Source organism: Brucella pseudogrignonensis, from assembly GCF_031454375.1.
GTDB lineage: Bacteria > Pseudomonadota > Alphaproteobacteria > Rhizobiales > Rhizobiaceae > Brucella > Brucella pseudogrignonensis_A.
The window spans coordinates 456,722-478,309 of sequence record NZ_JAVDQT010000002.1 but is presented as its reverse complement, the minus strand read 5'-3'; the positions used below and the strand labels follow the sequence as shown (position 1 = coordinate 478,309).

Below are 21,588 nucleotides of genomic sequence, written 5' to 3'. Positions count from 1 at the left end.
TTCAACAGGATTTAAGTCTTTGTTTTAATGCGCATTCCGGAGATGGTTTCCATTTCCGGAATATGCATGTGAAGGGTACAAAAATGTCAATGATTGGTTCTCGCGTCGGTCGCTATACGGCTTTGGCTGTTCTCGCTACGACCGTTGCTTTTAGCGGGTTTGCAAAAGCGGATACAGTTGAGAAACTTGGGGATACATCGCGGATCGTCTCTGTCGGTGGTGCTGTGACGGAAATCGTCTATGCGTTAGGCGCGGGCGATAAGCTCGTCGCACGTGATCAAACCAGCACCTATCCTGAACAAGCGCGTGAACTGGTTGATGTTGGCTATATGCGTCGTCTTTCACCGGAAGGCGTTCTTTCGGTCAATCCGACTGGCATTTTGATGTCGGAAGGCAGTGGCCCGCCGGAAACTCTGGAAGTTCTCAAGAAGGCATCTGTTCCCATTGTTATGGTCCCGGAAGCCTTTACGGGCGAGGGGGTTATTGCCAAGATTGATGCTGTCGGTAAAGCGCTTGGTCTTGAAGACAAGGCCAAAGAACTCGCAGCAGATGTCTCGCGTGATCTTGAAGCGGCTGAGAAGATTTCGGCCAATCAGAACCCGCGTAAGCGTGTGCTCTTCATTATGTCTGCACAGGAAGGACGCATCATGGCGTCTGGAACTGGTACTGGTGCCAATGGCATCATCACGCTTGCGGGCGGTGTAAATGCCATTGATTCATATCAGGGTTATAAGCAGCTGACAGATGAAGCCGTTGAAAAGGCGGCGCCTGATCTGATCTTGACGATGAACATCGGTAAAGACAGCGTTCAGAAAGAAGACCTTCTGAAAAATCCCGCTTTGGCCAATTCGCCTGCGGGCCGCAGCGGTAACATTGTTCAGATGGACTCGCTCTATCTGCTTGGCTTTGGTCCACGTACTGGCGCTGCCAGCCGTGAATTGTCTGAAAAGCTCTATGGCAAGCAGGCTGCAAACTAAGAATAGTGCCTGCTACGTTTAAATACGGGCAGGCATATCGCGGAAACGCGCAATAAGGACATAGAGAAATGACCAGCCATGACCGCACGGCAAAACCCGGGGGCTTTGTTGTGCGTGATCAAGCCGCCGATAACCATGTCGGTGATCGTTCAGCCCGTGCACGCCTTGCTATCGTTGTTCTTGCGATAGCCCTTTGCGTGACTGCGCTTTTCAGTCTTACTGCGGGTGCTTCAGATGCATCGGTTATGACTGTTCTGCGTGAATATGTCTTCGGTACACAGGAAAGTGCCGACGCTTTCAGGCGCGATCATCTGATCATTATGGAAATACGTTTGCCGCGCATCATCATAGGCATCTTGGTGGGCGCGTCGCTTGCTGTTTCAGGTGCTGTGATGCAGGGATTGTTTCGCAACCCACTCGCTGATCCGGGCCTTGTGGGTGTTTCGGCTGGTGCCAGCTTGGGTGCCGTTTCGATGATTGTTCTCGGTGGTACGACGCTTGCACCTCTTTACATGTTGCTCGGGCTTTATGCGCTGCCATTGGCTGCATTTGTTGGCGGATTGATCACCACGCTTGTGCTTTATCGCGTTGCGACGCGACGCGGTCGTACGTCCGTCGCCACAATGTTGCTTGCCGGTATTGCGCTTGGCGCGCTGACGGGCGCTGCGACTGGTGCTCTTGTCTATATTTCCGATGATCGTCAGTTGCGTGATCTGACCTTCTGGGGGCTAGGCTCACTTGCGGGCGCTACGTGGGGCAAGATTGGAACCGCCGGCCCGATTATTATGGTTGTCCTGTTTGCTACGCCGTTTCTTGCACGTGGTCTAAATGCGCTTGCATTGGGGGAGGCGGCTGCGGGGCACCTTGGCATTCCCGTTCAACGTATTAAAAATGTGGCTATCGTGACAGTGGCAGCTGCTACTGGTGCTACTGTCGCAATATCGGGTGGCATTGGCTTTATTGGTATCGTTGTACCGCACATGCTGCGTTTGAGCATTGGCCCCGATCATCGCTATTTACTGCCTGCAGCAGCACTGCTCGGTGCGATCATGCTGTTGCTGGCCGATGCGGTCAGCCGTACCATTGTTGCGCCCGCTGAATTGCCTATTGGCATTATTACAGCAGTTTGTGGCGCTCCCTTCTTCCTCTGGATATTGCTGCGTCAGCGCGGCGTTCTGGACCTGTGAGGCGCGAGATGATTGAAACTAAAAACTTAAGCGTTTCGATTGGCAAAAAGTCGATCATCGAGGATGTCAATTTTGTTGCGTGTCCCGGCGAGGTGACAGCCATCGTTGGTCCGAATGGTTCGGGCAAAACGACATTGTTGCGCGCACTGTCGGGCGATATCGCTTATACTGGATCCGCATATCTGGATGGCGAGGATTTTAGCAGCATTAAACCATGGCGTATGGCAGCACGACGTGCCGTGCTTCCGCAAGCAAGTGCCTTGTCGTTTCCGTTTACAGTTCGTGAAATCGTACATATTGGTCTGACAGGCGGATTTAGCGGCGTGACCGGTCCGGAACAGGAAAAACTGCCAGATCTCGCATTGGAAAAGGTCGATCTCGCTGGCTTCAGCGGTCGGCTTTATCAAGAATTATCTGGTGGTGAACAGCAACGCGTTCAGCTGGCTCGCGTCTTGTGTCAGGTGTGGAAGCCCGTCGTGGATGGGCAACCCCGCTATTTGTTTTTAGATGAACCAATTTCCAGCCTCGACATAAAACATCAGATCACGGTGATGGAAATTGCACGCGATTTTGCGGCAGCAGGCGGTGGCGTCATTGCCATTCTTCATGATCTCAATCTTACCGCCATGTTCGCCGATAGCATTGCCGTCATGCATAAGGGCAGGCTTGATACGATCGGCACGCCGCAAGATGCCCTGACCGATGATCGGCTTGAACGGGTCTATGAATGCACGCTGCGGGTCGGTGTCCCACCGGCACAAGGCGTTCCATTTGTGTTGCCGCAATCGGCCTACGCTGCGTCGCTCTGATCTAAATCGTAAAATAAAAGGCAGAGAACCAGGTCGGTTCTCTGCCTTTTTCAATTCTTCTCATTGTTAAAAATCAGCTGGCTACGCGCTCAACTTCAAGATCTTCGTCAAGGCCAAGCAAAGCACGAACATTCGGCCGAGCCTTTACGAGGTCGTCGATGCTGTACTTCATCAAAACGCCGAAGAATGCATTAAGCGCCTCACGCAGAGCTGAGTTCAAACCGCAGCTATCAACGAGCGGACATTCCGTGGCGTCGTTCTCAAAACACTCAGCCATGGCGAAGTTTTCTTCTGTCACGCGTACAACGTCGAATAGTGAAATATCTTTTGCCGCACGTCCAAGGCGGACACCACCATTGCGACCGCGCACGGTTTCAACCAGCTTATGTTCCACAAGCGGCTGCAAAATCTTAAAAAGAAAGAGTTCGGATACGCCATAAGAGCGGGCGATTTCCGGAACACGACTCAATTTGCCGTCATTGGCGGCACAATACATAAGCATGCGAATGGCATAATTCGTCTGACGAGTAAGACGCATTTATTATTCCTTTCAGCACATCCTCGAACTTTATGACAGGGACTTTCCCATTCAAGAGCTCTGCTTTTGTTACGTCACATACCCCGCGGGTTAACCGTAGATGGTTAGCTTTTGAGCGTATGTGCCAAGCGCGTGCGTTTATTTCGATTCCACTTTAGAACTATTCTTAAAATATATGAAGTGATTTATCACCTTTAAAGGGCAAAAAAACACTTCTTTTTATCACGTCATCGCGATCACGTATTCAAATCAATGTCGGTCGACTGACAAACATCAATCCATTGCGCCGAAACGAGTTCGGCCATTTTTTGCGGAGCTATTCTCACAGCGCTGTTTGTTGCGCCTGCTGCGGGTACAACTTCCTCAAAGCTTTTGAGCGACAAGTCGCAATAAACAGGCAGGGCGCTTGGTAAACCAAACGGACATACCCCGCCGACTGGATGGCTTGTTTCGCTTACCACGCTTTCCGCGTCCAGCATGCGTGGCTTGCTTCCGAAGTGATGTTTAAACTTGCGGTTATCAATACGCGCATCGCCACGCGTAACGATGAGAATGGTCTGGTCTCTTGCCGTAAACGATAATGTCTTCGCGATCTGCCCCGGTTGCACGCCATGCGCCTCAGCAGCAAGTGCGACTGTCGCTGTGCTGGTTGGTAATTCAATAATATCGATTTCCGGTGCCTTCTCCGAAAAGAACGCTTTGACCGATTCCAGACTCATAGGTTCCCTTTTCTTTTATGAGTATGAATATCAAGTTTATGCATTATGGATAGAGAGTTCAATCCGTAGAGCGAGTTTTTACAAATCTATATAAGTGACAGATTGCCGCTGCCTTTATTTTTGATCTCTATTATGTTGAGATTGCTTAATTTGGAAATTTTTGTCTAAGTTGCATTTATTTATATAGTATTTTATTTATCGTATTATTGCTGGACTTTAAAAGTCATCAATAATTATCTTCGGACGTTGGGGTATATATTTATTTATCGCAATACCCCTTCCTGTTTGGGGAAGGGGCAATCCGATGTTGTAATGGGTAAATTATGAATTACTTGGCTCAATAGCTTTATCAGCTTCTTGTTTTTTTGCCTCTTTGTCTTTGTCGTAATGCCACTTGATGGCAAAAAACATGGCGATGCCTAAAACGACAAGCTTGAATCCACCGGCGACTATCGGGAACCATTCCATTTTATGAATATTTCCATGCTGTTAATTTCGCCGTGAGCTTTAGCAGAATACGATCATTCAAACAGCTTAATTTTAACAATTTAATTTGAAGACATCGCTCCGTCGGGCATCACCTTATCACTGTTTAGGGTTACTCTACGGTCTATTAGTCTGTTCTCAACGCAGCAGAGTCCGTGTAAATGAGGGAAAACAAGCTCATAAAAGAGCAAATATGCGATTGTCGACACCATATAAAAAGACATGAACCTACTTAAGCTAAACGACTATCTTGGCCGATTATGCTGCCGCACATGATTTTCGAACAGGCATTGATTGACGGCCCTCCCTTTAAGCTAATTTCATTAAGTTATGAGCGGGGGAGGCAAAGAGCGCACGCTCATGTGTATCGCGCTTCAGAATGGGATTGCGTCGGAATTTTATTCACATGACATGCTTTGAATGCAGACAAATGGTGCAGAACAAGTTGACGTCCGCATAAAAGCTGATAAGAACTCACTCGATAAGTGAATGGGTAGCAAATCGGTAGCAATCACTGATTTGAAGCTTTTCTGAAACCGAGAAAAGTGTAACCAATTCAATTACGTGGAGGGGTGGCCGAGCGGTTTAAGGCACCGGTCTTGAAAACCGGCGTGCGGGAGACCGTACCGTGGGTTCGAATCCCACCCCCTCCGCCATGTGACAATACGGCGTTTAGGCACGCCAAATTGTGTTGCAAGAATGTGTATGGCGACCTGACGAGCTGTAGCGTGTCGCTCGTCCTGACATTTTGACGCTGGTTATTAGACTAAACAAAATTTTTAAGCGACCTTTAAAGGCACTCTAAAAGCCGCTTCAAAGTCTCCTAAGCCAATACGGCTTCTAAACACTCTTGATCATTCGCTAGTATAAAGCCGTAAGCCTCTAAATCACTGGCCGCCCGGAGAATCAATTCAACGCCCAGAGGCCCAAGGGCACGACGCTAAAGCTCTGCCGCAGTCTCCCCTGAACGAATAAAGCACCATTCCTGAAAAGCCATGGCACCCGTGTCGAACTCATCGTTTAGATGATAGATCGAGCCACCAGCAATTTTATCACCAGCAACGACGGTGTCGTCAATCGCTCGCTTGCCCCGATGAAGCGGCAGGAGCGACGGGTGGTAGGCTACTCACGGGCTGAAATACAAATAGCAAAAGCGGCTCGCAGCGCCACTTTTGCGGTATTGAGCCCTGTCACTCAAGCCAATGTGATGCGTGCATCAGATTTGAGGTATTGAGCCCTCCGAAATTGGGTAAAAACACATCTCGCATATCTCAATTTCTCTTAAATCGACCTAATTTTTGGTCCATTTTTTGCCATCATACTTTGAAGTATATGGACCAAAACACATCCTTTTATTGCGAGAGTTACGAAGCCTTTTACTTATGCTCTTAAACGGCCCAAAACCCACTATTCCGGTATTTCTTTGCGCTCCGCGCAGCATTCCTCATGCCCCCCTCTCTTTTGTCCATAAGCTCCCTGTGCTAAAGGTGCTCATATTCTTTCTAGATATTCTTAACCTAAAAAATATCGCGGAAATTGAACCATGATTAACGACAATATCAGTAAAAACTTAAATTGGGCCTTATTTCCGAACTTTGAAAATTTCGGATAACGATTGTAAAAGGCTTTTGCAGTGATTTTCATACGGATTTTCGGAACAATCCATTGGCATAAAAAAGGAATTTTCTCCATTTATCTGCTTTTTAAAAACTTGGGAATTAAGGAGTGCTCTGCTACGAATACTTAAGTAATCTTCTAGCTCCAAAAACTCAATCTTCGTAAATGCCCCTTTCGTCCAAGGTATTTTGCTATCCATTTTTCTCATAATGGGGAATTAAGAAGTGCGTGGCGTGAGAGCGGCGGCGCAAAATTAGCCCTCGGAAGCAGCGGTATAATCCCGCTTCGGCGCAGTAAACTCAGCCACCTGTTTTCCTTCTGCAACTAGTGCAGGAGGGATGAGGGGATTTTTACCGTGGACTTATATCTGAAGGTGCGTCTGGCTGTTTCGGAAGGCATGACGAAACGACAGGCAGAGAAGCATTTTAACATTTCGCGCGATACGGTCGCCAAGATGATGGCCTGTTCGACGCCGCCCGGTTATCAGCGTCGATCACCACTCCGTCGTCCGAAGCTTGATGTGTTTGTTTTGACGATCGACCATTAGCTGGATGAGGACGCGAAGGTTCCGCGCAGGCAGCGCCATACGGCCAAACGGGTGTTCGATCGCCTTTGTGCTGAATGCGGTTTCACCGGTGGCTACACGATCATCAACGATGTTGATTGCCGCTTAGAAGTGACAGTCATGTAATTGATACCAGTTATTTGATGGTTTGAATCAAGCACCGAGTGAACATTCTCTGTGCTGGTGCCGAATAGCTTCCCAGTATGATCTGACCCTCATTCTGGTCGACCAATATGTGTCTTTCCGCGGACCTGTCGATCATCTGGGAATGCCCTGCGGTGAGGTTTTGCCTCGAAGGTGCTGCTGTGACCCAAGAAGGGCGTGACCAATTGGTCCCATGACTGTCCTGTCCCTGCATCCTTCAAACAAATAATTCTTATGCCGCAGGAGAGGATAATAAGTTAGCTGAGTACCGAGCAGAAACTCACGTCATTGGTGGTGTCGATACACAAAAGGACTTGCATGTAGCAATAGTCGTTGATAATCGCGACCGCGTTATCGGTACCGAGAGCTTTCCGACAAATCGACTTGGCTATCGCTTGATGCGATCTTTCGGAAACCTTCAGAGGGTCGGAATCGAGTGCTCTGGCAGTTAGGGCGCGGGGTTGCTGCGCTACATGTAAGCCGCGGGTGTCGAAATTTTGGAGGTAACTGCACCTGACAAACTCGACCGCCGCCGCCGTGGTAAGAATGACGACTTCGATGCCGAAAGTGCTGCCCATGCAGGCTTTGCAAGACGACATACCGTAACACCACGTAGCAGGGACGGCATGGTAGAAAGTTTACGCGTTCTAAGGGTTTGCCGCAAAACTGCTATTCAGGCGCGCCGCATTGCCCTGCAGCTGATCCAGATGACAATCGTTTGTGCACTGGAGAAAATCCGCGATCCGCTACGCAACATGACGCGGATGCAATTGATCCCTACACTCGCAGCCGCCAGACCTGACCTCACTGCATATCGCCAGGTCGAAGACGCCTACCGCATCTCACTCAAGTCTCTGGCGCGACATTATCTCGAGCTACATGACGAGATCGCCGATCTGGACGACATGATTGAGCATATCGTCAAGGATCTTGCTCCTGAACTTCTTGCTCAAACCGCAATCGGCGTGAATAGTGCGGCGCAGTTGCTGCTCACGGCGGGCGATAACTCCGAACGGTTGAAGTCCGAGGTGAGCTTCGCCGCGTTGTGCGGTGTCAGCCCCGTCCCCGCTTCTTCCGGGAAAACGGTTCGGAATAGGTTGAACAGGAGTGGGGACCGCGCGGCAAACAGTGCCATCCATATCATCGCTATCGGGAGGCTTCGATTGGAGGCACGCACGCAGGCCTACGTCGCTCGACGGATCGCCGCCGAAAATTCGAAGCTCGAGACAATTCGCTGCCTCAAACGCTACATCGCCCGCGAAGTCTTCGCCATCCTCATGCAGCGGCATAGGAAATCAATCAAAGCCAAATCGCGGCTTGACTCTTAGAAGGGCGTCTGCGGTGCACATTATCGCCGGCCGGGTTGGCTAACGAGGATCAGTGATGCGAAGCTAGTACGCTCAATGTCTCGCAAGGCTTGTTCCCCAGATAACGCAGCATGTGAAGGCTTCTTTGGCAGACTGAAAACGGAACTCGTTTATCCAAGGGATTGGAAGGCGACCACGCTCGAGCAGTTTATGAAAGAAGTTGATACCCACATTCGATGGTACAACGAGAAGCGGATCAAGATATCACTTGGCGCACGAAGCCCAATCGAAAATCGAAACAGTCTTGGCATTGTGACGTAAAACCAGCCCAAGTTTTTATCCGCACCCACCGTAGAGATTCCCCGAGCCAATTCTGAGTAGCCAAGTATCGAATTGAAAGCTCGTTTTGACATCTTTCTTAGTACATTCTTACTGTTGACAGAATCGAATGCAGACTAAGGCCCCAAAAGGGTCTTATTCAATGTTAACCACGCAGTTGACTTAGGAGCGCTATTTCTTCAATTACGCTATAACACATTGATAAAAAATATTTGAGAAAGTGGCAGTCGTGAAAAATAGAAGATCGGGCCAGATAAGATAATGATTACCGACATTTCTGCAGCAAGTTCAACGCATGAGGTTGTAATCGCCGAGCCAACAAAAGGCGCAAGGGTTGCTCTTCGTGATATCTCAGAAGCTCTATCGAAATATCGTTTGGCTTTGATATTCGGATGGCAAGATGTCGCTCAGCGATATCGCAGATCCCGTGTAGGCGCTTTCTGGCTAACGTTAAATATGGCCGTATTTATTGGTGCGCTTGGACTTATATTTGGAACACTTTTTCAAAGTGAAATGCGTGAGTTTCTGCCATATCTGTGTGCCGGCGTTATTACGTGGGGTTTTATCTCAACATGCTTGAATGAGGGATGTACAACATTTACCTCTTCCGACGGCATAATTCTCCAAGTTCGTATGCCCCTATTTACTCACGTGATGCGCGCGATATGGAGAAATGTAATAATATTTGCTCATAACATCGTTATTTTTCCTGTTCTTCTTTTGATTTTGGGTAAAATGATCAGTCTAAATGCACTTTGGGCTGTTCCCGGGTTTATATTATTGTGCCTAAATTTATCATGGATGATGCTAATTTTAGCAATTCTTTGTGCTAGATTTCGCGATATGACTCAGGTTGTAACGAATATTCTGCAAGTTCTATTCTATGCCACGCCAATTATGTGGATGGTTAAGATCCTGCCTGATCATGTTTCACGCGCATTCATCGAGTTGAATCCGTTTTATCATTTTATCGAGCTTGTAAGAGCACCGTTATTCGGCTCTCCCCCTTCACTGCTAGATTGGACCTTTGGTTTCGCATGCGCGATAATCGGTTGGATCATCGCAATTATTTTTTTCGGGCGGTATCGTTGGCGCGTAGCGTATTGGTTGTAGAAAATGAGTTTAATTCAGCTTCAAAATGTTAGCGTCGAGTTTCCGATCTATAACTCGACGAGCCGTTCGCTTAAAAATAGAGTTCTTAGTATCGCGACGGGTGGGAAAATCGAAAGGCGCAGTGATCGTCTGGTGATTGTGCGTGGTCTGGACAATATTTCTCTGACATTTAGGGATGGAGATCGAGTTGGATTGATCGGCCATAATGGGTCAGGAAAAACCACATTACTTCGTGTTTTGTCTGGAATTTACACGCCAACGCATGGAAGTTCGGTCATCAACGGCAACTGTGTCTCGTTAATTAATATTAATCTTGGAATAGATCCAGATGCGACGGGAAAAGAGAATATTCGTCTGCGCTCTGCAATGATGGGTATGCCGCCAGAAGAAATTACTGAAAAGTTTGATCAAATCGCTGATTTTTCGGGTCTTGGCGAATTCTTGGATGTTCCGTTCCGAACCTACTCTTCTGGCATGCAGTTAAGGTTGGCGTTTGCAACTTCAACTGCAGTTCGACCTGAAATCCTGATAATGGATGAATGGCTTTCAACCGGTGATGAGGATTTTAAGGAGCGAGCCAACGCACGTATGCGCGAACTCGTTGATTCAACGAAAATACTTGTTCTGGCAAGTCACTCAAAAGATTTGATGAAAAAGAACTGCAACAGAATAATATGGCTTGAACACGGAAGAGTTAAAATGGATGGCCCTCCTGATGAGGTTCTCAAAACGTACTTTGGCGACTGATAAGATTGCGTCTGCATTTCTTGAAGTTATAACTTTGAATATGCATTATGAAGGCAATATGCCTTTGTATAGTATTTGATAAATACCAAATTCTTTTGGTATTTAAAGCCGGCAGCGCTTTCCCTTCATATATGTGAAGGGAAGGGTAGCTGATAACACTGAAGATTTTCAGTGTGCGAGTTTTCGTTTCCATTGTAGGATATTGTACAACTATGCCAAAATTCGCTAGCCGCTTCAGACAGTTGACCAATGCGTTGCGCTATCTGGCTCGGGGAGATTTTTCGGGACTGGCGAACCGCCTAAAGTGGTATGGACGAGAATACTCTCATGTGAAATTGCGTCGAAGGCTCGCAAATGGAAACGGCATTGTGTGGGGCATTCTTTGCACCCCACATACCTTCTTTGTTGCACGCACAATAGCTGATCGTTTGGCGTTCCATGGAATTGAAAGTGAAATCGTGATGGGCTCTGTAAAGAGTTTTAATCATGATTTTTATGTCGTTCTGTGCGCACAGATGTTCAAACGTCTTCCACCAGCTAACAAACGAGTCATATTTCAGCTTGAGCAATCAGTGAGTTCAAGATGGTTTACACAAGAATACATAAAGACGCTTAACAGTTCTTTGGGTGTTTTGGAGTATTCATTAACGAATATAGATTTTCTGGCGCGAAATGGTGTGAAGTATCCCAGCGTGCATTATCTGCCTATAGGTTCTTCTCAAGATGAGACACTTGGAGATAATGCAACGCCAAAAAAATATGACTTTATTTTTTATGGCGATAGTTTGAGCAGTGAAAGAAGAAGAAAATTTCTCGAAAAGCTCCAAGAAAAATATAATGTAAAAATATGCAATGATTTGTTTGGTCGTGAGCTTTACGTCGCTATTCAAGAAGCCAAAGCTGTTATCAATATTCATTACTATGAAGGCGCATTATTGGAAATGCCGCGCATATGCGAATGTATTTCATTAGGTGTGCCGGTTCTTTCTGAAGGCACTAGCGACCAGAACGAATATCCGGAACTGGAAGGTGCCGTAGCATTTTTCGATGAAGGCTCCATTGACGACATGATGGCTCGCGCGTCAGAAATGCTCAACAATATTGAAGCGATAAACAAAAATATCGCAGGCGCGGTCTCACTAAGCGCAACGCGTTTCAACTTTATGTTCGACCGGTTTCTAGTGGCAATTGGAGTTGTTTCCGCCAACATTATTCTTGATGAACCTATATATTTGGCGCGTAAAAGTGATTTTTTTGCTCTGTCGTTGCCAGAAACTATCGAACGACGCAGAGCTATATCTAAGTCACTGCCGGATGGTTGCGAATTATTTGATGGGATTCGACACAATTTGGGCTGGATAGGATGTGGAAGCAGTTTTAGCGCGTTATCGCGTTATGCAATTGCCAATAATATAAATAGGTTGACCGTTATTGAAGATGACGTGGAGCTTCCCAGCAATTTTAATAGCATATTTCATGAGGTGAACGAATACCTCGACACACGAAAAGAAAGCTGGGATGTTTTTTCAGGATTAATGGCCGATGTTGATCCTAGAACAAAAATTCTATCTGTCGAAAAGGTAGGTGGACGCACCTATGTTACCATCGACAAGATGATGAGTTGCGTTTTCAATATATATAATAAACATTCACTAGAAATTTTGTCCAAATGGAATCCTCTTGATACCGATTCCATTAATAATACAATTGATCGATACATGGAACGTCAGGATAATCTTAAAATAGTTGTTGTCATTCCATTCATAGCTGGCCATAAAGAGGTTCTTTCCTCGACCCTGTGGGGCTTCGATAATGCGCGTTACACCCCAATGATTGTAGAAGCACAGAGGAAGTTAGAAGCTTTGGTGCACAATTGGCGGCTTTCACAGTAGCAAATATGGGCCTGTCGTTTTTGTTGTATTAGGCATGCGGTGTTTCACCCACTTCATTCTCTTTATGGTGCGTCTAATTTTGAGAGCATCTTTAAACAAGCACAGCGTTATACAGCCGTAATCATATAACATGGGAGGTTCAAAACGAATAAGGCAGTAGCTATTAGTTGCCAAAAAGATAACGAAGAATGTAGGGATTGGCAATCTCCCCAATTGACGGCTTCAATCGGAAGCAAATCCCTCAAGACACGCAATTTGGTGTCGCTCAGATCGCCTCGGCTTATAACTGCCTCCAAAAAGCAGTCTTGAATCAAGCTCCCATCAATACGTCAACCAATTCGTCCACGCTGCCTAGAATATTTTAAGGCCATGTATCCTGAAAAACTTAATTGCGGATCGGATGAAGACCTTAATATGCCAGAATCCTTTTTTGGAGGCGTGACCACCTGCATGCACTATTCGTATTGTGGGGACATATGCCGTATCGGCGATTTTGCGAGATCTCAAGGCTAGATCAAAATCTTCAAAATAGAGGAAGAATTTATCACTAAAGCCGCCTGTGTCTTTTAAGGTAGCGCTTTTGAAAAACATAAAACACCCACTTACAATTGGAGGGTTCCAATATACGGCGTCTTGTGTTTCGGCTTGCATCTCGTATTGTGCTAATCGAACAGAAAAAAGCGAGCGTATCTTTTTCGGCGCGAACCCTCTCAGTGTTAAATCAAAGGCAGCGGGATAGCGCTTACAAAGGTATTGCCTTTGCCCATTTGGCCAAGAGGCGTGAGGGCTTAACAAGCCGCAGTTTTGATTTTCGCGCATGAAAGCGAGAGCGTTTACCAGTGCATCCGGGGCAAGTTGAATGTCCGGATTGAGAATGAGATGAAATTCGCCCATCTGTTGAATTGCGATATTGTGGGCTCTGCCGAAACCAACATTGCCTTGTCCATGGATTAATTTGACGGGCAATTTAGCATAGTTGCGCAGTAAGAATGAGGCAACCTCATTGCTGACAGAATTGTCTACAACCGTGATCAAGAAGGAGCCATCTGCGAATCCATTGAGTGCCATTTTCAGGCTATTCAACGTTTTTTCGAGTTCAACAAAATTTGGATTAAACGTAACGATTGAAATTGTCAGCAATGATTGTTTATTGGTTGGTTGATATGTCGCTGAAACACTATTAATCATTCTGATAATTCTCAGTTTACAAGGTGGGGTTCGGCTTTGAAATTAATACGATAAGCTGAAAGTATCTGTTCACCGTTAGTTCCGTTTATCTCCGCGTTATGGTCTGCTTATCGCCAAAACGGAGCCATTATCTTAGGCGTAATGTCTGTCTACAATAACGATGTGGGAGAAGTAAGATGTTAGGAAATCAATTCGTATGAAGGGAATCATTCTAGCCGGTGGTAGTGGTACAAGACTGTATCCTCTGACAATAGCTGTCTCCAAGCAAATTTTGCCGATCTACGACAAGCCAATGATCTATTACCCGCTTAGCGTTCTGATGCTAGCCGGGATTCGAGACATTCTTGTGATCTCCACACCTCATGATCTGCCGCTGTTTCAAAAGCTGCTTGGCGATGGACGTGAATTCGGCATCAATTTTTCCTATGCTGAACAGGCGCATCCGAATGGTCTGGCTGAAGCATTCATCATTGGTCGAGAATTTATCGGCGATGACAGCGTGGCCATGATCCTTGGGGATAATATTTACTTTGGTGACGGCCTTTCCAAGCTGTCTCAGCTTTCTTCCGAGCCAATGAAGGGCGGGACCGTTTTTGCTTATCGCGTCGATGATCCGCAACGTTATGGTGTCGTGGAGTTTGACAACACGACAGGCCAAGCAATGTCGATTGAAGAAAAGCCGGAAAAGCCTAAGTCACACTGGGCTGTCACAGGGCTCTATTTCTACGATAATCAAGTCGTCGACATTGCACGCTCGATCGAGCCGTCCGCTCGCGGGGAACTTGAGATTACTACTGTGAATAACGTGTATCTCGAACGAGGCGAACTGAATGTTCAGCGTTTCGGACGGGGATATGCCTGGTTGGATACCGGTACTCACGACAGCCTTCATGAAGCATCGTCATTTGTGCAAACCATTGAAAAACGACAGGGCATCAAGATAGCTTGCCCAGAAGAGATTGGGTTGGATAAGGGGTGGCTGACCAGCGAAGCCGTTTTGGAGCGTGCAGCCAAACTTGGCAAAACTGAATATGCGGCTTATCTGCGTCGACGTGTTGATGAACTAGGAAAAGATTGATGGAAGTCCGCCCTTTAGGTTTAGACGGTGTTTTTGAGATAATTCCGCGAAAATTCGGCGATGACCGCGGTTTCTTTTCCGAAACATATAAGGTCAAAGCATTGGCAGAGGCTGGCATCGACCTTAATTTCGTTCAGGACAATCATTCCTATTCCGCTGCAAAAGGTGTGGTTCGTGGTCTGCATTATCAGCTTCCACCTTTTGCACAGGATAAGCTGATCCGTGTTATTCGCGGTGCAATTCTCGATGTCGCCGTTGATATTCGTAAAAGCTCGCCGACATTCGGTAAGTGGGTTTCACTGGAGGTCTCGGCGGAGAAATGGAACCAAATCCTGGTACCAAAAGGCTTTGCACATGGCTTCATCACGCTCACTGAAGATACTGAGGTCATTTATAAAGTTACTGATTATTATGCTCCGGAGCATGATCGTTCGATCCGTTTTGATGATCTCGCAATTGGTATCGAATGGCCAATTCCTTCATCGGGCGTGCAGCTATCAGACAAAGATCAAAAAGCTCCATTTCTCGCCGATGCGGAGGTTTTTGCTTGAGGGATAATATGAATATTCTTGTTACCGGTGGTGCTGGTTTTATTGGCTCTGCAGTTTGCCGTCATCTCGCAGCCGATCCCGAGGTTAATGTCATCAATCTCGACAAACTGACCTATGCGGGCAATCTGGCCTCTCTCCGACAGATTGAAAACTATCCCAATTACAACTTTCTTCAGGCCGACATCTGTGATGACACTGGTGTTTTGGAAGCCTTGCGTAACAATGAGATCGATATTGTTATGCACTTGGCTGCCGAAAGCCACGTTGACCGTTCCATTGATGGCCCTGGCGCATTCATTGAAACCAATATCGTTGGTACATTTCGGCTATTGAATGCCGCTCTCGCTTATTGGCGGGAACTGCCAGAGCCTCGCAAATCATCGTTCCGCTTTCATCACATCTCAACTGATGAAGTGTTCGGTGATTTGCCGTTCGATAGCGGCATTTTCACTGAAGAAACACCTTATCAGCCATCGTCGCCTTATTCCGCTTCGAAAGCTGCATCTGACCATCTCGTGCGCGCCTGGCATGAGACTTATGGGTTGCCGGTCGTATTGTCCAATTGCTCGAACAATTATGGACCATTCCATTTCCCTGAAAAGCTGATCCCACTGGTTATTCTAAACGCACTCGATGAGAAGCCTTTGCCTGTTTACGGCGCAGGTGCAAATGTGCGGGATTGGCTCTATGTCGAAGATCATGCACGTGCGTTGGCATTGGTTGCGACGACAGGCAAACTTGGAGAAAGCTATAATATCGGTGGTCGTGCTGAACGTACAAATTTGAATGTCGTGGAAACGATTTGCGCCATTCTTGATAAGAAACAACCTCGCGCAAATGGCAAAAGCTATGCTGATCTGATCACATTTGTAACTGATCGTCCTGGCCATGATCGCCGCTATGCAATTGACGCTTCAAAGATCGAACGTGAATTGGGTTGGAAGCCTCAAGAGACGTTTGAGACGGGCTTGGAGAAAACCATCCAGTGGTATCTAGATAATGGCTGGTGGTGGGGACCAATCCGCAGCGGCAATTATGCGGGCGAGCGGCTTGGCAGCACTGTTTCAAAAGTGACAAAAGCATGAAGATCGTTGTAACCGGGCGTGAAGGACAGGTTGTACAGAGTCTTCTCGAAAAAGCATCCCAACGGCCCGATATGCAAGTTATCGCACTAGGGCGCCCAGAGCTGGATTTGGCTCACCCGGAGACGGTGCGTCGCGCTATCACAGCGATCAAGCCTGATTTAGTCGTTTCGGCTGCCGCCTATACGGCGGTCGATTTGGCTGAGGATGAGCCTGAATTGGCTTTTGCCATCAATGCGACAGGTGCGCAAGCCGTCGCTGAAGCAGCAAAGGTTTGCGGTGTTCCTGTCATTCACATCTCGACGGATTATGTTTTCGCGGGTGATGCCAGCAAACTCTATGTGGAAACAGATGTTACCGGGCCCCACGGCGTTTATGGAAGCTCAAAGCTTGAAGGCGAGCGGCTCGTAGCACAGGCCAATCCCAAGCATATCATTTTAAGAACGGCTTGGGTCTATAGCCCTTTTGGCAAGAATTTCGTCAAAACGATGCTGAAGTTTGCTGAGACGCGGGACACTCTATCCGTTGTTTCCGACCAATGGGGCAACCCCACAAATGCGCTGGATATCGCAGATGCAATTATCAAGGTGGCTGATCATTTGGCAGGCATGCCAGATTTTTCCGCTTATGGTGTCTACCATCTAGCGGGTACAGGCGACACAAATTGGAGTGGTTTTGCACGCGCTATTTTCGATGAGAGCGCTAAGCTTGGCGGGCCGACTGCGTCTGTTACTGATATTGCGACGGTAGACTATCCAACCAAGGCTATGCGTCCGGCTAACTCCCGCCTGTCGACCAAGCACTTTCAGGAAGTGTTCAACTGGTCTGCACCCCATTGGCAACAATCATTGCGGGATGTTATAATCAGACTGGTGTAATATCCAATTGGTATGCCCTCCAATCTCACATCGTTCAACGAACGGTGCAGCGTTTTCGTATCTGAAACGCTTCATCGTTAGGATCTAGTGATCTGCCGCTAACAAAGAGATTGTTAATATGGGTCGTCAGTGGCTCGATCCGGCCTAAGTCGCATGGGCTAAAGTGGATTAGCCCAACCGGCCAACAGAAATCCTTTAGATAGGAGGCTGGGCGATAGGTCTGATCCAATCACGGGTTACTTATACCACTCTCCCTATGCAACTCAGTCAATAATTGTGTATGTACTCTTTTCCAAAGTTGAAAATATTCGCAATGGGGATGCTGAACTTTATGGACTTTGGGAAATCAAAGAAGGACGATAATCCGTTTCCAGCCGACCGCCTTGCACCTGCGGATATAGCCCTAGTTTTTGGCATGAATTCTCCCCAGCGACCCGCCAGCCACGCCATCAACCTATGGCGTCAGGGCTATGTTAATCGCTTACTTTTCACCGGTGGGTTCAATCATCAGCTTGGCGCGGTGGAGGCAGAGGTTATGGCGGAAACCGCCCGCTACGCAGACATTCCTGAAGATGCGATTTTGATTGAGCCTAATGCTTGTAATACTGATCAAAACGCCGAATTTTCCGCACAACTTTTAGCACAGTATCCCTCAGCACCTCGCTTATTAATCGTCACGATTCATTTCCATCTAAAACGTGCATGTTTGGCTGTAGCGCGCTGGCATGGACCTGATGCCGTATGCGGTTGGAGTTGCTATCCTAGTTGCCATTACACCGCAGAGAATTGGCGTGAGTCCGCCCGTGCGCAACAAGATATTACAAATGAAGCATCCAAAAATCGGAGATACTACGCTGCTGAGGAGCTAAGTTCTTGAAAGATATTGCCACGAAACCTGCGATAGCCTTTGGCGACAACATACAATTACCCTACGCTTCGCTGGCCGAGGCCCTTATGGCTGGGATTAAAAAGGCGGAAAACGGCTACTTTCTGAGTATCAAGACTGACGGCCGACAAGTGAAAATGCCGTGGGCACAGAGTCTTGCCCGAGCTTGGATGATAATTGAAAATCTGAAGTTCGAAGGCATTGCCGCGGGTGCGGCCCTAGTTCTGCGTCTTCAAGAGGCAGATGAAATCGTGACGTGCATCCATGCTGGCATATTGGGAGGCTATGTCATCTTGCCAATGACAGCGCGGATAGACCAACCTTTGTCCCCAGCGGTGTCGGCTGAGTTTCCTCAAATTGTCGACATTGATGCTGCTGCGTTCCAACGCCTTACTCGGGGGGGCAACGGCCGCACCTTCCACTCCCATACTCGACACATCCAAGGATATACGCTTCGGCATTCCCACTTCGGGTACTACAGGTTCATCACGATTGGTTAGCCTATCCGATTCTGCTGCCCTGGCACGTTGGTGGCCCAGAATACCGCAGGCCAACCAAGCCAAAGGCTTTTTGTCCTGGACATCTTTCGATCATGTGATGGGCATCGGCCTTGCGATGCCCGATCTTCCAATCAAAGTGCATCTGGACACTAGACGTTTTGTGAGTGACCCGCTGACATGGCTAGATGCTTTGGTTATAAGTGGTGCAACACATGCTACCACAACCAATTTTGGCCTCGACCGCTTGGTTAGTGCTTTAGCGCGAGCCCCGGACAGGATTTGGGACCTGCGTCACGTTCAGCGCATAGGGATAGGTGCGGAGACTGTTTCACGCGCAACTGCCGAAACTGCTTTACGGGCACTCATTCCCTTTGGTTTGCGTGAGGATGCTCTGATTGCTGGATACGGGCTTTCGGAATGTGGCCCTGTTGTTGGAGGCGGCACTTCCCTAATACTTCAAAATCAATCCGACGATGGTCCACAAGAATTAGACGGACCCACCGCAGGCCATGCGATACGTATTACTGACGAGGAAGGCGCGCTTTTGCCTGAAGGCACTATCGGGGCCATCGAAGTGTGCGGCCCGACGATGACCTCTGGCTATATCGGTGATCTAGAGGCAAATAGTAGGCTTTTTACCGCCGATCATTGGTTGCGCACCGGAGATCTGGGACTACTGCATCAAGGCAAATTAACGGTGACGGGTCGTGACAAGGAACTGATTCTCGTTAATGCCAAGAAATACACCTGCCAAGAGATCGAAGCTCAATTGCGCAAAATCCCCGGTTATCCCGAGATATACGCTGCTCCTTTGTCCACCGAGAATACCACTTCCCAAGGTGCACCGTGCGGGATTTTTGTAGTTTGCGAAACCTGTTCTGATCCCGAAAGTCTTGGCCGAGAGATTGCTCTCGCCATGGCCAAAACTTTCAAATTCGTACCCGCCCGCGTATCCTTGCTACTCCCCGATGAAGTTCCCCGCACGGCTTTGGGTAAAATACGTCGCTTGTATCTGCCGAAATTGTTAGCCCCCAATATCGCCTACCAACGCCCCCGGAAAAACTCAACTCGCGAGGATTTTGGACCGCTTCAGGATGTTTGGCGTCAAATACTGGACATTGAAGACGACATTGATCCTGACGAGGATTTCTTCCTTATGGGCGGGGATTCTCTGATGGCAATGCAATTAGTTGCCGAAGTTGAGCGAGTTTACGCAAAGAGCCTAAATTTCCAAGATTTTCCTGAAGTCATAAGCTTGCGCACCCTTACAGAGCATCTAAACGGCTCAAATTCCGACGATCCACCTCTGCTGGCACCTTGGCATGAAAAGATGCAAAATCTAATGCAGTCTTGGCCCGGAAAGCCAGGAATGGAGCGCGGATTAATACGTCAACTTGGCAGTGGTCAACTCCTACCGGGAATAAGCAACTTGTTTTGGTGCGCGCAAACCTCTGTCGAAGCGGCAAATATCGAGGAAGCACTCGATACAAAAGTTAACAGCTTCATCCTGCGTTCCGGCGCATATTTATTCCATTACGATACAATACAATCGCAAGCTGCCGCTGCTCAATATGCGCGCGAAATCCAAATTCTTGCCCCGCAAGGCCCACTGATTCTAGGGGGGAATTGCCAAGGGGCGACCATGATGAATGAAATCATCCCAATTTTACGCAATGCGGGCCGGGAGGTCGAACTTTTCATCATTGCAGATACGGATTTTTTGCGGCTCAGTAAAGATCAGGCTTTTGATATGCCGATCTGCTTAATTGCAATGAGCGGCAGCCGCTTTAACCCACAGCGTTGGTTCAAAGATCCAATTGTCGGTCTTAGAAAAATAGCGCCTAAGGGTCTAATGTTTAGTATTCATCCTGGGCGCTATAGCGAGACATGGCAAAAGCCCAATCATCATTCAGTGGCCAAACTGATCCTTGACGCCATAGCTTGGTGTAAACAAACATTGGAAACAGTGAGTTTGCCCAGCCCTCTACCGCTAGCAAGCGGTTTTTATAACCGTAAGATTAGCACGTCGCATCATAGCCTGGACCTAATCGCGGGTCAAAAATATGATCTACAATTGGAACTGACTAACATTGGCAATACGCCTTGGATGCCATATACTCAGAGCGGCCTCGCCGTGGGTAATCACTGGCTGACTACAAAAGGTGAGATTCTAGTCTGGTCGGATGGCCAACTGCCTTTACACTCCCTTCTGAAACCAGAAGAAACCATTGCAATGACTCTCGGAATTACGGCTCCATCTATTCTAGGCCCGACTTTGTTGGAAATAGACTTAGCAGAAGAAGGTATGCGTTGGTTTGTCGAGGTCAATGCACCACCGCTGCAAATTCCAGTGCTAGTGCATGCTCCTGAAAAACCTGCTCCTTGGTGGAGCACCCTTCTGTCTTTCGCTATCGGTTCTCGTCTGAAATAAACCTTGTAGGGATAAGCAGTTCTTTCACCAATTTACAGAAAGTCATATATTTGTTCGGCTCTCTCGTCTATTTTATTATATTTTTCCAATTGTTTAATATACTAAATTACGAATAGCACTTTCTCGAAAAAAATTCAGACAATTATTCATTAAAAATAAATCCAGGAAGAATTTTGACGGCATGATAAATTTATATAAGTTGAACACTGTCGTATTAATGTTTTGTCTCCATTGATGTTTAACAAGATGTACCTACGTGTTTCGTTTCTTATTTCGATATATATTTCTCAGGTGTGGCTTGAAATATTTTAGGTGGTATTTTGGAATAAGGATAATAGTAGCGACCAGATGGTATCGTTTCTAGTGTAATTCCACATTTGTCTGCCAAATAGTCATAACCAATAGCTTGAACGCCCGTAGTGTCGACGACGTTATAGAGTTCGACGCGAGCTTTTCTATTTTCTGGCTCAATCTTTTTAAGATGGTACAGATTGATATCAGTCATCTGCATTTTATATTCTGGGTTGGTCGGGTGCCACGGGGAGTGCACATTG

At 47.3% G+C, this 21,588-nt stretch carries 17 protein-coding genes, 1 tRNA gene and 4 pseudogenes; 17 read left to right on the top strand and 5 right to left on the bottom strand.

Annotated elements, in window-relative coordinates; genetic code table 11:
- Nucleotides 1–83 precede the first annotated feature (83 nt).
- From J2782_RS10055 to J2782_RS10045, 3 genes are all read left to right on the top strand, one after another.
- Entirely contained in the window at nt 84–977 is an 894-nt protein-coding gene (locus tag J2782_RS10055; RefSeq protein WP_310011956.1) for a heme/hemin ABC transporter substrate-binding protein, read from the top strand.
- Between the two features lie 68 nt (nt 978–1,045).
- Entirely contained in the window at nt 1,046–2,164 is a 1,119-nt protein-coding gene (locus J2782_RS10050) for a FecCD family ABC transporter permease (protein WP_310011953.1), read from the top strand.
- Nucleotides 2,165–2,172: 8 nt separating this feature from the next.
- Nucleotides 2,173–2,973: a heme ABC transporter ATP-binding protein gene (locus tag J2782_RS10045; protein ID WP_310011951.1), complete on the top strand. Its 801-nt coding sequence runs from the start codon at nt 2,173–2,175 to the stop codon at nt 2,971–2,973.
- Nucleotides 2,974–3,046: 73 nt separating this feature from the next.
- On the opposite strand, the gene rirA is transcribed toward J2782_RS10045, so the two are convergent.
- From rirA to J2782_RS10030, 3 genes are all read right to left on the bottom strand, one after another.
- Nucleotides 3,047–3,511 (bottom strand): iron-responsive transcriptional regulator RirA, encoded by a 465-nt coding sequence (gene rirA, locus J2782_RS10040; RefSeq protein ID WP_310011949.1) that lies wholly within the window; start codon nt 3,509–3,511, stop codon nt 3,047–3,049.
- A 236-nt stretch (nt 3,512–3,747) separates the two neighbouring features.
- Nucleotides 3,748–4,230, bottom strand: a complete 483-nt coding sequence (locus J2782_RS10035; RefSeq protein WP_310011947.1) for a YbaK/EbsC family protein — start codon at nt 4,228–4,230, stop codon at nt 3,748–3,750.
- Between the two features lie 321 nt (nt 4,231–4,551).
- Nucleotides 4,552–4,698, bottom strand: coding sequence for a hypothetical protein (locus J2782_RS10030; RefSeq protein ID WP_310011946.1), 147 nt, complete (start codon nt 4,696–4,698; stop codon nt 4,552–4,554).
- A gap of 584 nt (nt 4,699–5,282) precedes the next feature.
- On the opposite strand from J2782_RS10030, the gene J2782_RS10025 reads away from it, so the two are divergent.
- A tRNA-Ser gene (locus J2782_RS10025) sits at nt 5,283–5,372 on the top strand.
- 284 nt (nt 5,373–5,656) lie between these two features.
- On the opposite strand, the pseudogene J2782_RS10020 reads toward J2782_RS10025, so the two are convergent.
- Nucleotides 5,657–5,827, bottom strand: a pseudogene (locus tag J2782_RS10020) (formyltransferase family protein); the annotation flags it as partial.
- An 861-nt stretch (nt 5,828–6,688) separates the two neighbouring features.
- On the opposite strand from J2782_RS10020, the pseudogene J2782_RS10015 reads away from it, so the two are divergent.
- From J2782_RS10015 to J2782_RS09990, 6 genes and pseudogenes are all read left to right on the top strand, one after another.
- Nucleotides 6,689–6,991, top strand: a pseudogene (locus J2782_RS10015) (IS21 family transposase); the annotation flags it as partial.
- A 263-nt stretch (nt 6,992–7,254) separates the two neighbouring features.
- Nucleotides 7,255–8,363: pseudogene (locus J2782_RS10010) on the top strand (IS110 family RNA-guided transposase).
- 19 nt (nt 8,364–8,382) lie between these two features.
- Nucleotides 8,383–8,670: pseudogene (locus J2782_RS10005) on the top strand (IS3 family transposase); the annotation flags it as partial.
- A 279-nt stretch (nt 8,671–8,949) separates the two neighbouring features.
- Nucleotides 8,950–9,801: an ABC transporter permease gene (locus J2782_RS10000; protein WP_310011943.1), complete on the top strand. Its 852-nt coding sequence runs from the start codon at nt 8,950–8,952 to the stop codon at nt 9,799–9,801.
- 3 nt (nt 9,802–9,804) lie between these two features.
- Entirely contained in the window at nt 9,805–10,548 is a 744-nt protein-coding gene (locus J2782_RS09995; protein WP_310011941.1) for an ABC transporter ATP-binding protein, read from the top strand.
- A gap of 212 nt (nt 10,549–10,760) precedes the next feature.
- A complete protein-coding gene (locus J2782_RS09990; RefSeq protein ID WP_310011940.1) occupies nt 10,761–12,440 on the top strand; it encodes a methyltransferase type 11 in 1,680 nt (559 codons plus the stop codon).
- Nucleotides 12,441–12,791: 351 nt separating this feature from the next.
- On the opposite strand, the gene J2782_RS09985 is transcribed toward J2782_RS09990, so the two are convergent.
- A complete protein-coding gene (locus J2782_RS09985; RefSeq protein WP_310011938.1) occupies nt 12,792–13,628 on the bottom strand; it encodes a glycosyltransferase family 2 protein in 837 nt (278 codons plus the stop codon).
- 196 nt (nt 13,629–13,824) lie between these two features.
- Between J2782_RS09985 and rfbA the strand changes: the two genes are divergently transcribed.
- The 7 genes from rfbA to J2782_RS09950 all read left to right on the top strand — a co-directional run bounded on the left by rfbA (nt 13,825) and on the right by J2782_RS09950 (nt 21,034).
- The gene (gene rfbA, locus J2782_RS09980) at nt 13,825–14,706 is read left to right on the top strand and encodes a glucose-1-phosphate thymidylyltransferase RfbA (RefSeq protein ID WP_310011936.1); all 882 of its coding nucleotides are present in this window, start codon (nt 13,825–13,827) and stop codon (nt 14,704–14,706) included.
- The gene (gene rfbC / locus J2782_RS09975; RefSeq protein ID WP_310011934.1) at nt 14,706–15,257 is read left to right on the top strand and encodes a dTDP-4-dehydrorhamnose 3,5-epimerase; all 552 of its coding nucleotides are present in this window, start codon (nt 14,706–14,708) and stop codon (nt 15,255–15,257) included. Before rfbA ends, rfbC begins: the two co-directional genes overlap by 1 nt.
- 8 nt (nt 15,258–15,265) lie before the next feature.
- Nucleotides 15,266–16,342, top strand: a complete 1,077-nt coding sequence (gene rfbB, locus J2782_RS09970; protein ID WP_310011932.1) for a dTDP-glucose 4,6-dehydratase — start codon at nt 15,266–15,268, stop codon at nt 16,340–16,342.
- The gene (gene rfbD / locus J2782_RS09965; protein ID WP_310011930.1) at nt 16,339–17,217 is read left to right on the top strand and encodes a dTDP-4-dehydrorhamnose reductase; all 879 of its coding nucleotides are present in this window, start codon (nt 16,339–16,341) and stop codon (nt 17,215–17,217) included. Before rfbB ends, rfbD begins: the two co-directional genes overlap by 4 nt.
- A 313-nt stretch (nt 17,218–17,530) precedes the next feature.
- Nucleotides 17,531–18,094 carry a YdcF family protein gene (locus tag J2782_RS09960; protein WP_310011928.1) on the top strand — a complete coding sequence of 188 codons (564 nt, stop codon included), beginning with the start codon at nt 17,531–17,533 and terminating at the stop codon, nt 18,092–18,094.
- Complete coding sequence (locus J2782_RS09955; RefSeq protein ID WP_310012320.1) at nt 18,091–18,603, top strand: hypothetical protein; 513 nt, start codon at nt 18,091–18,093, stop codon at nt 18,601–18,603. The genes J2782_RS09960 and J2782_RS09955 overlap by 4 nt, the downstream gene beginning before the upstream one ends.
- Nucleotides 18,530–21,034, top strand: coding sequence for a non-ribosomal peptide synthetase (locus J2782_RS09950; RefSeq protein ID WP_310012306.1), 2,505 nt, complete (start codon nt 18,530–18,532; stop codon nt 21,032–21,034). Before J2782_RS09955 ends, J2782_RS09950 begins: the two co-directional genes overlap by 74 nt.
- Nucleotides 21,035–21,588: the final 554 nt, after the last annotated feature.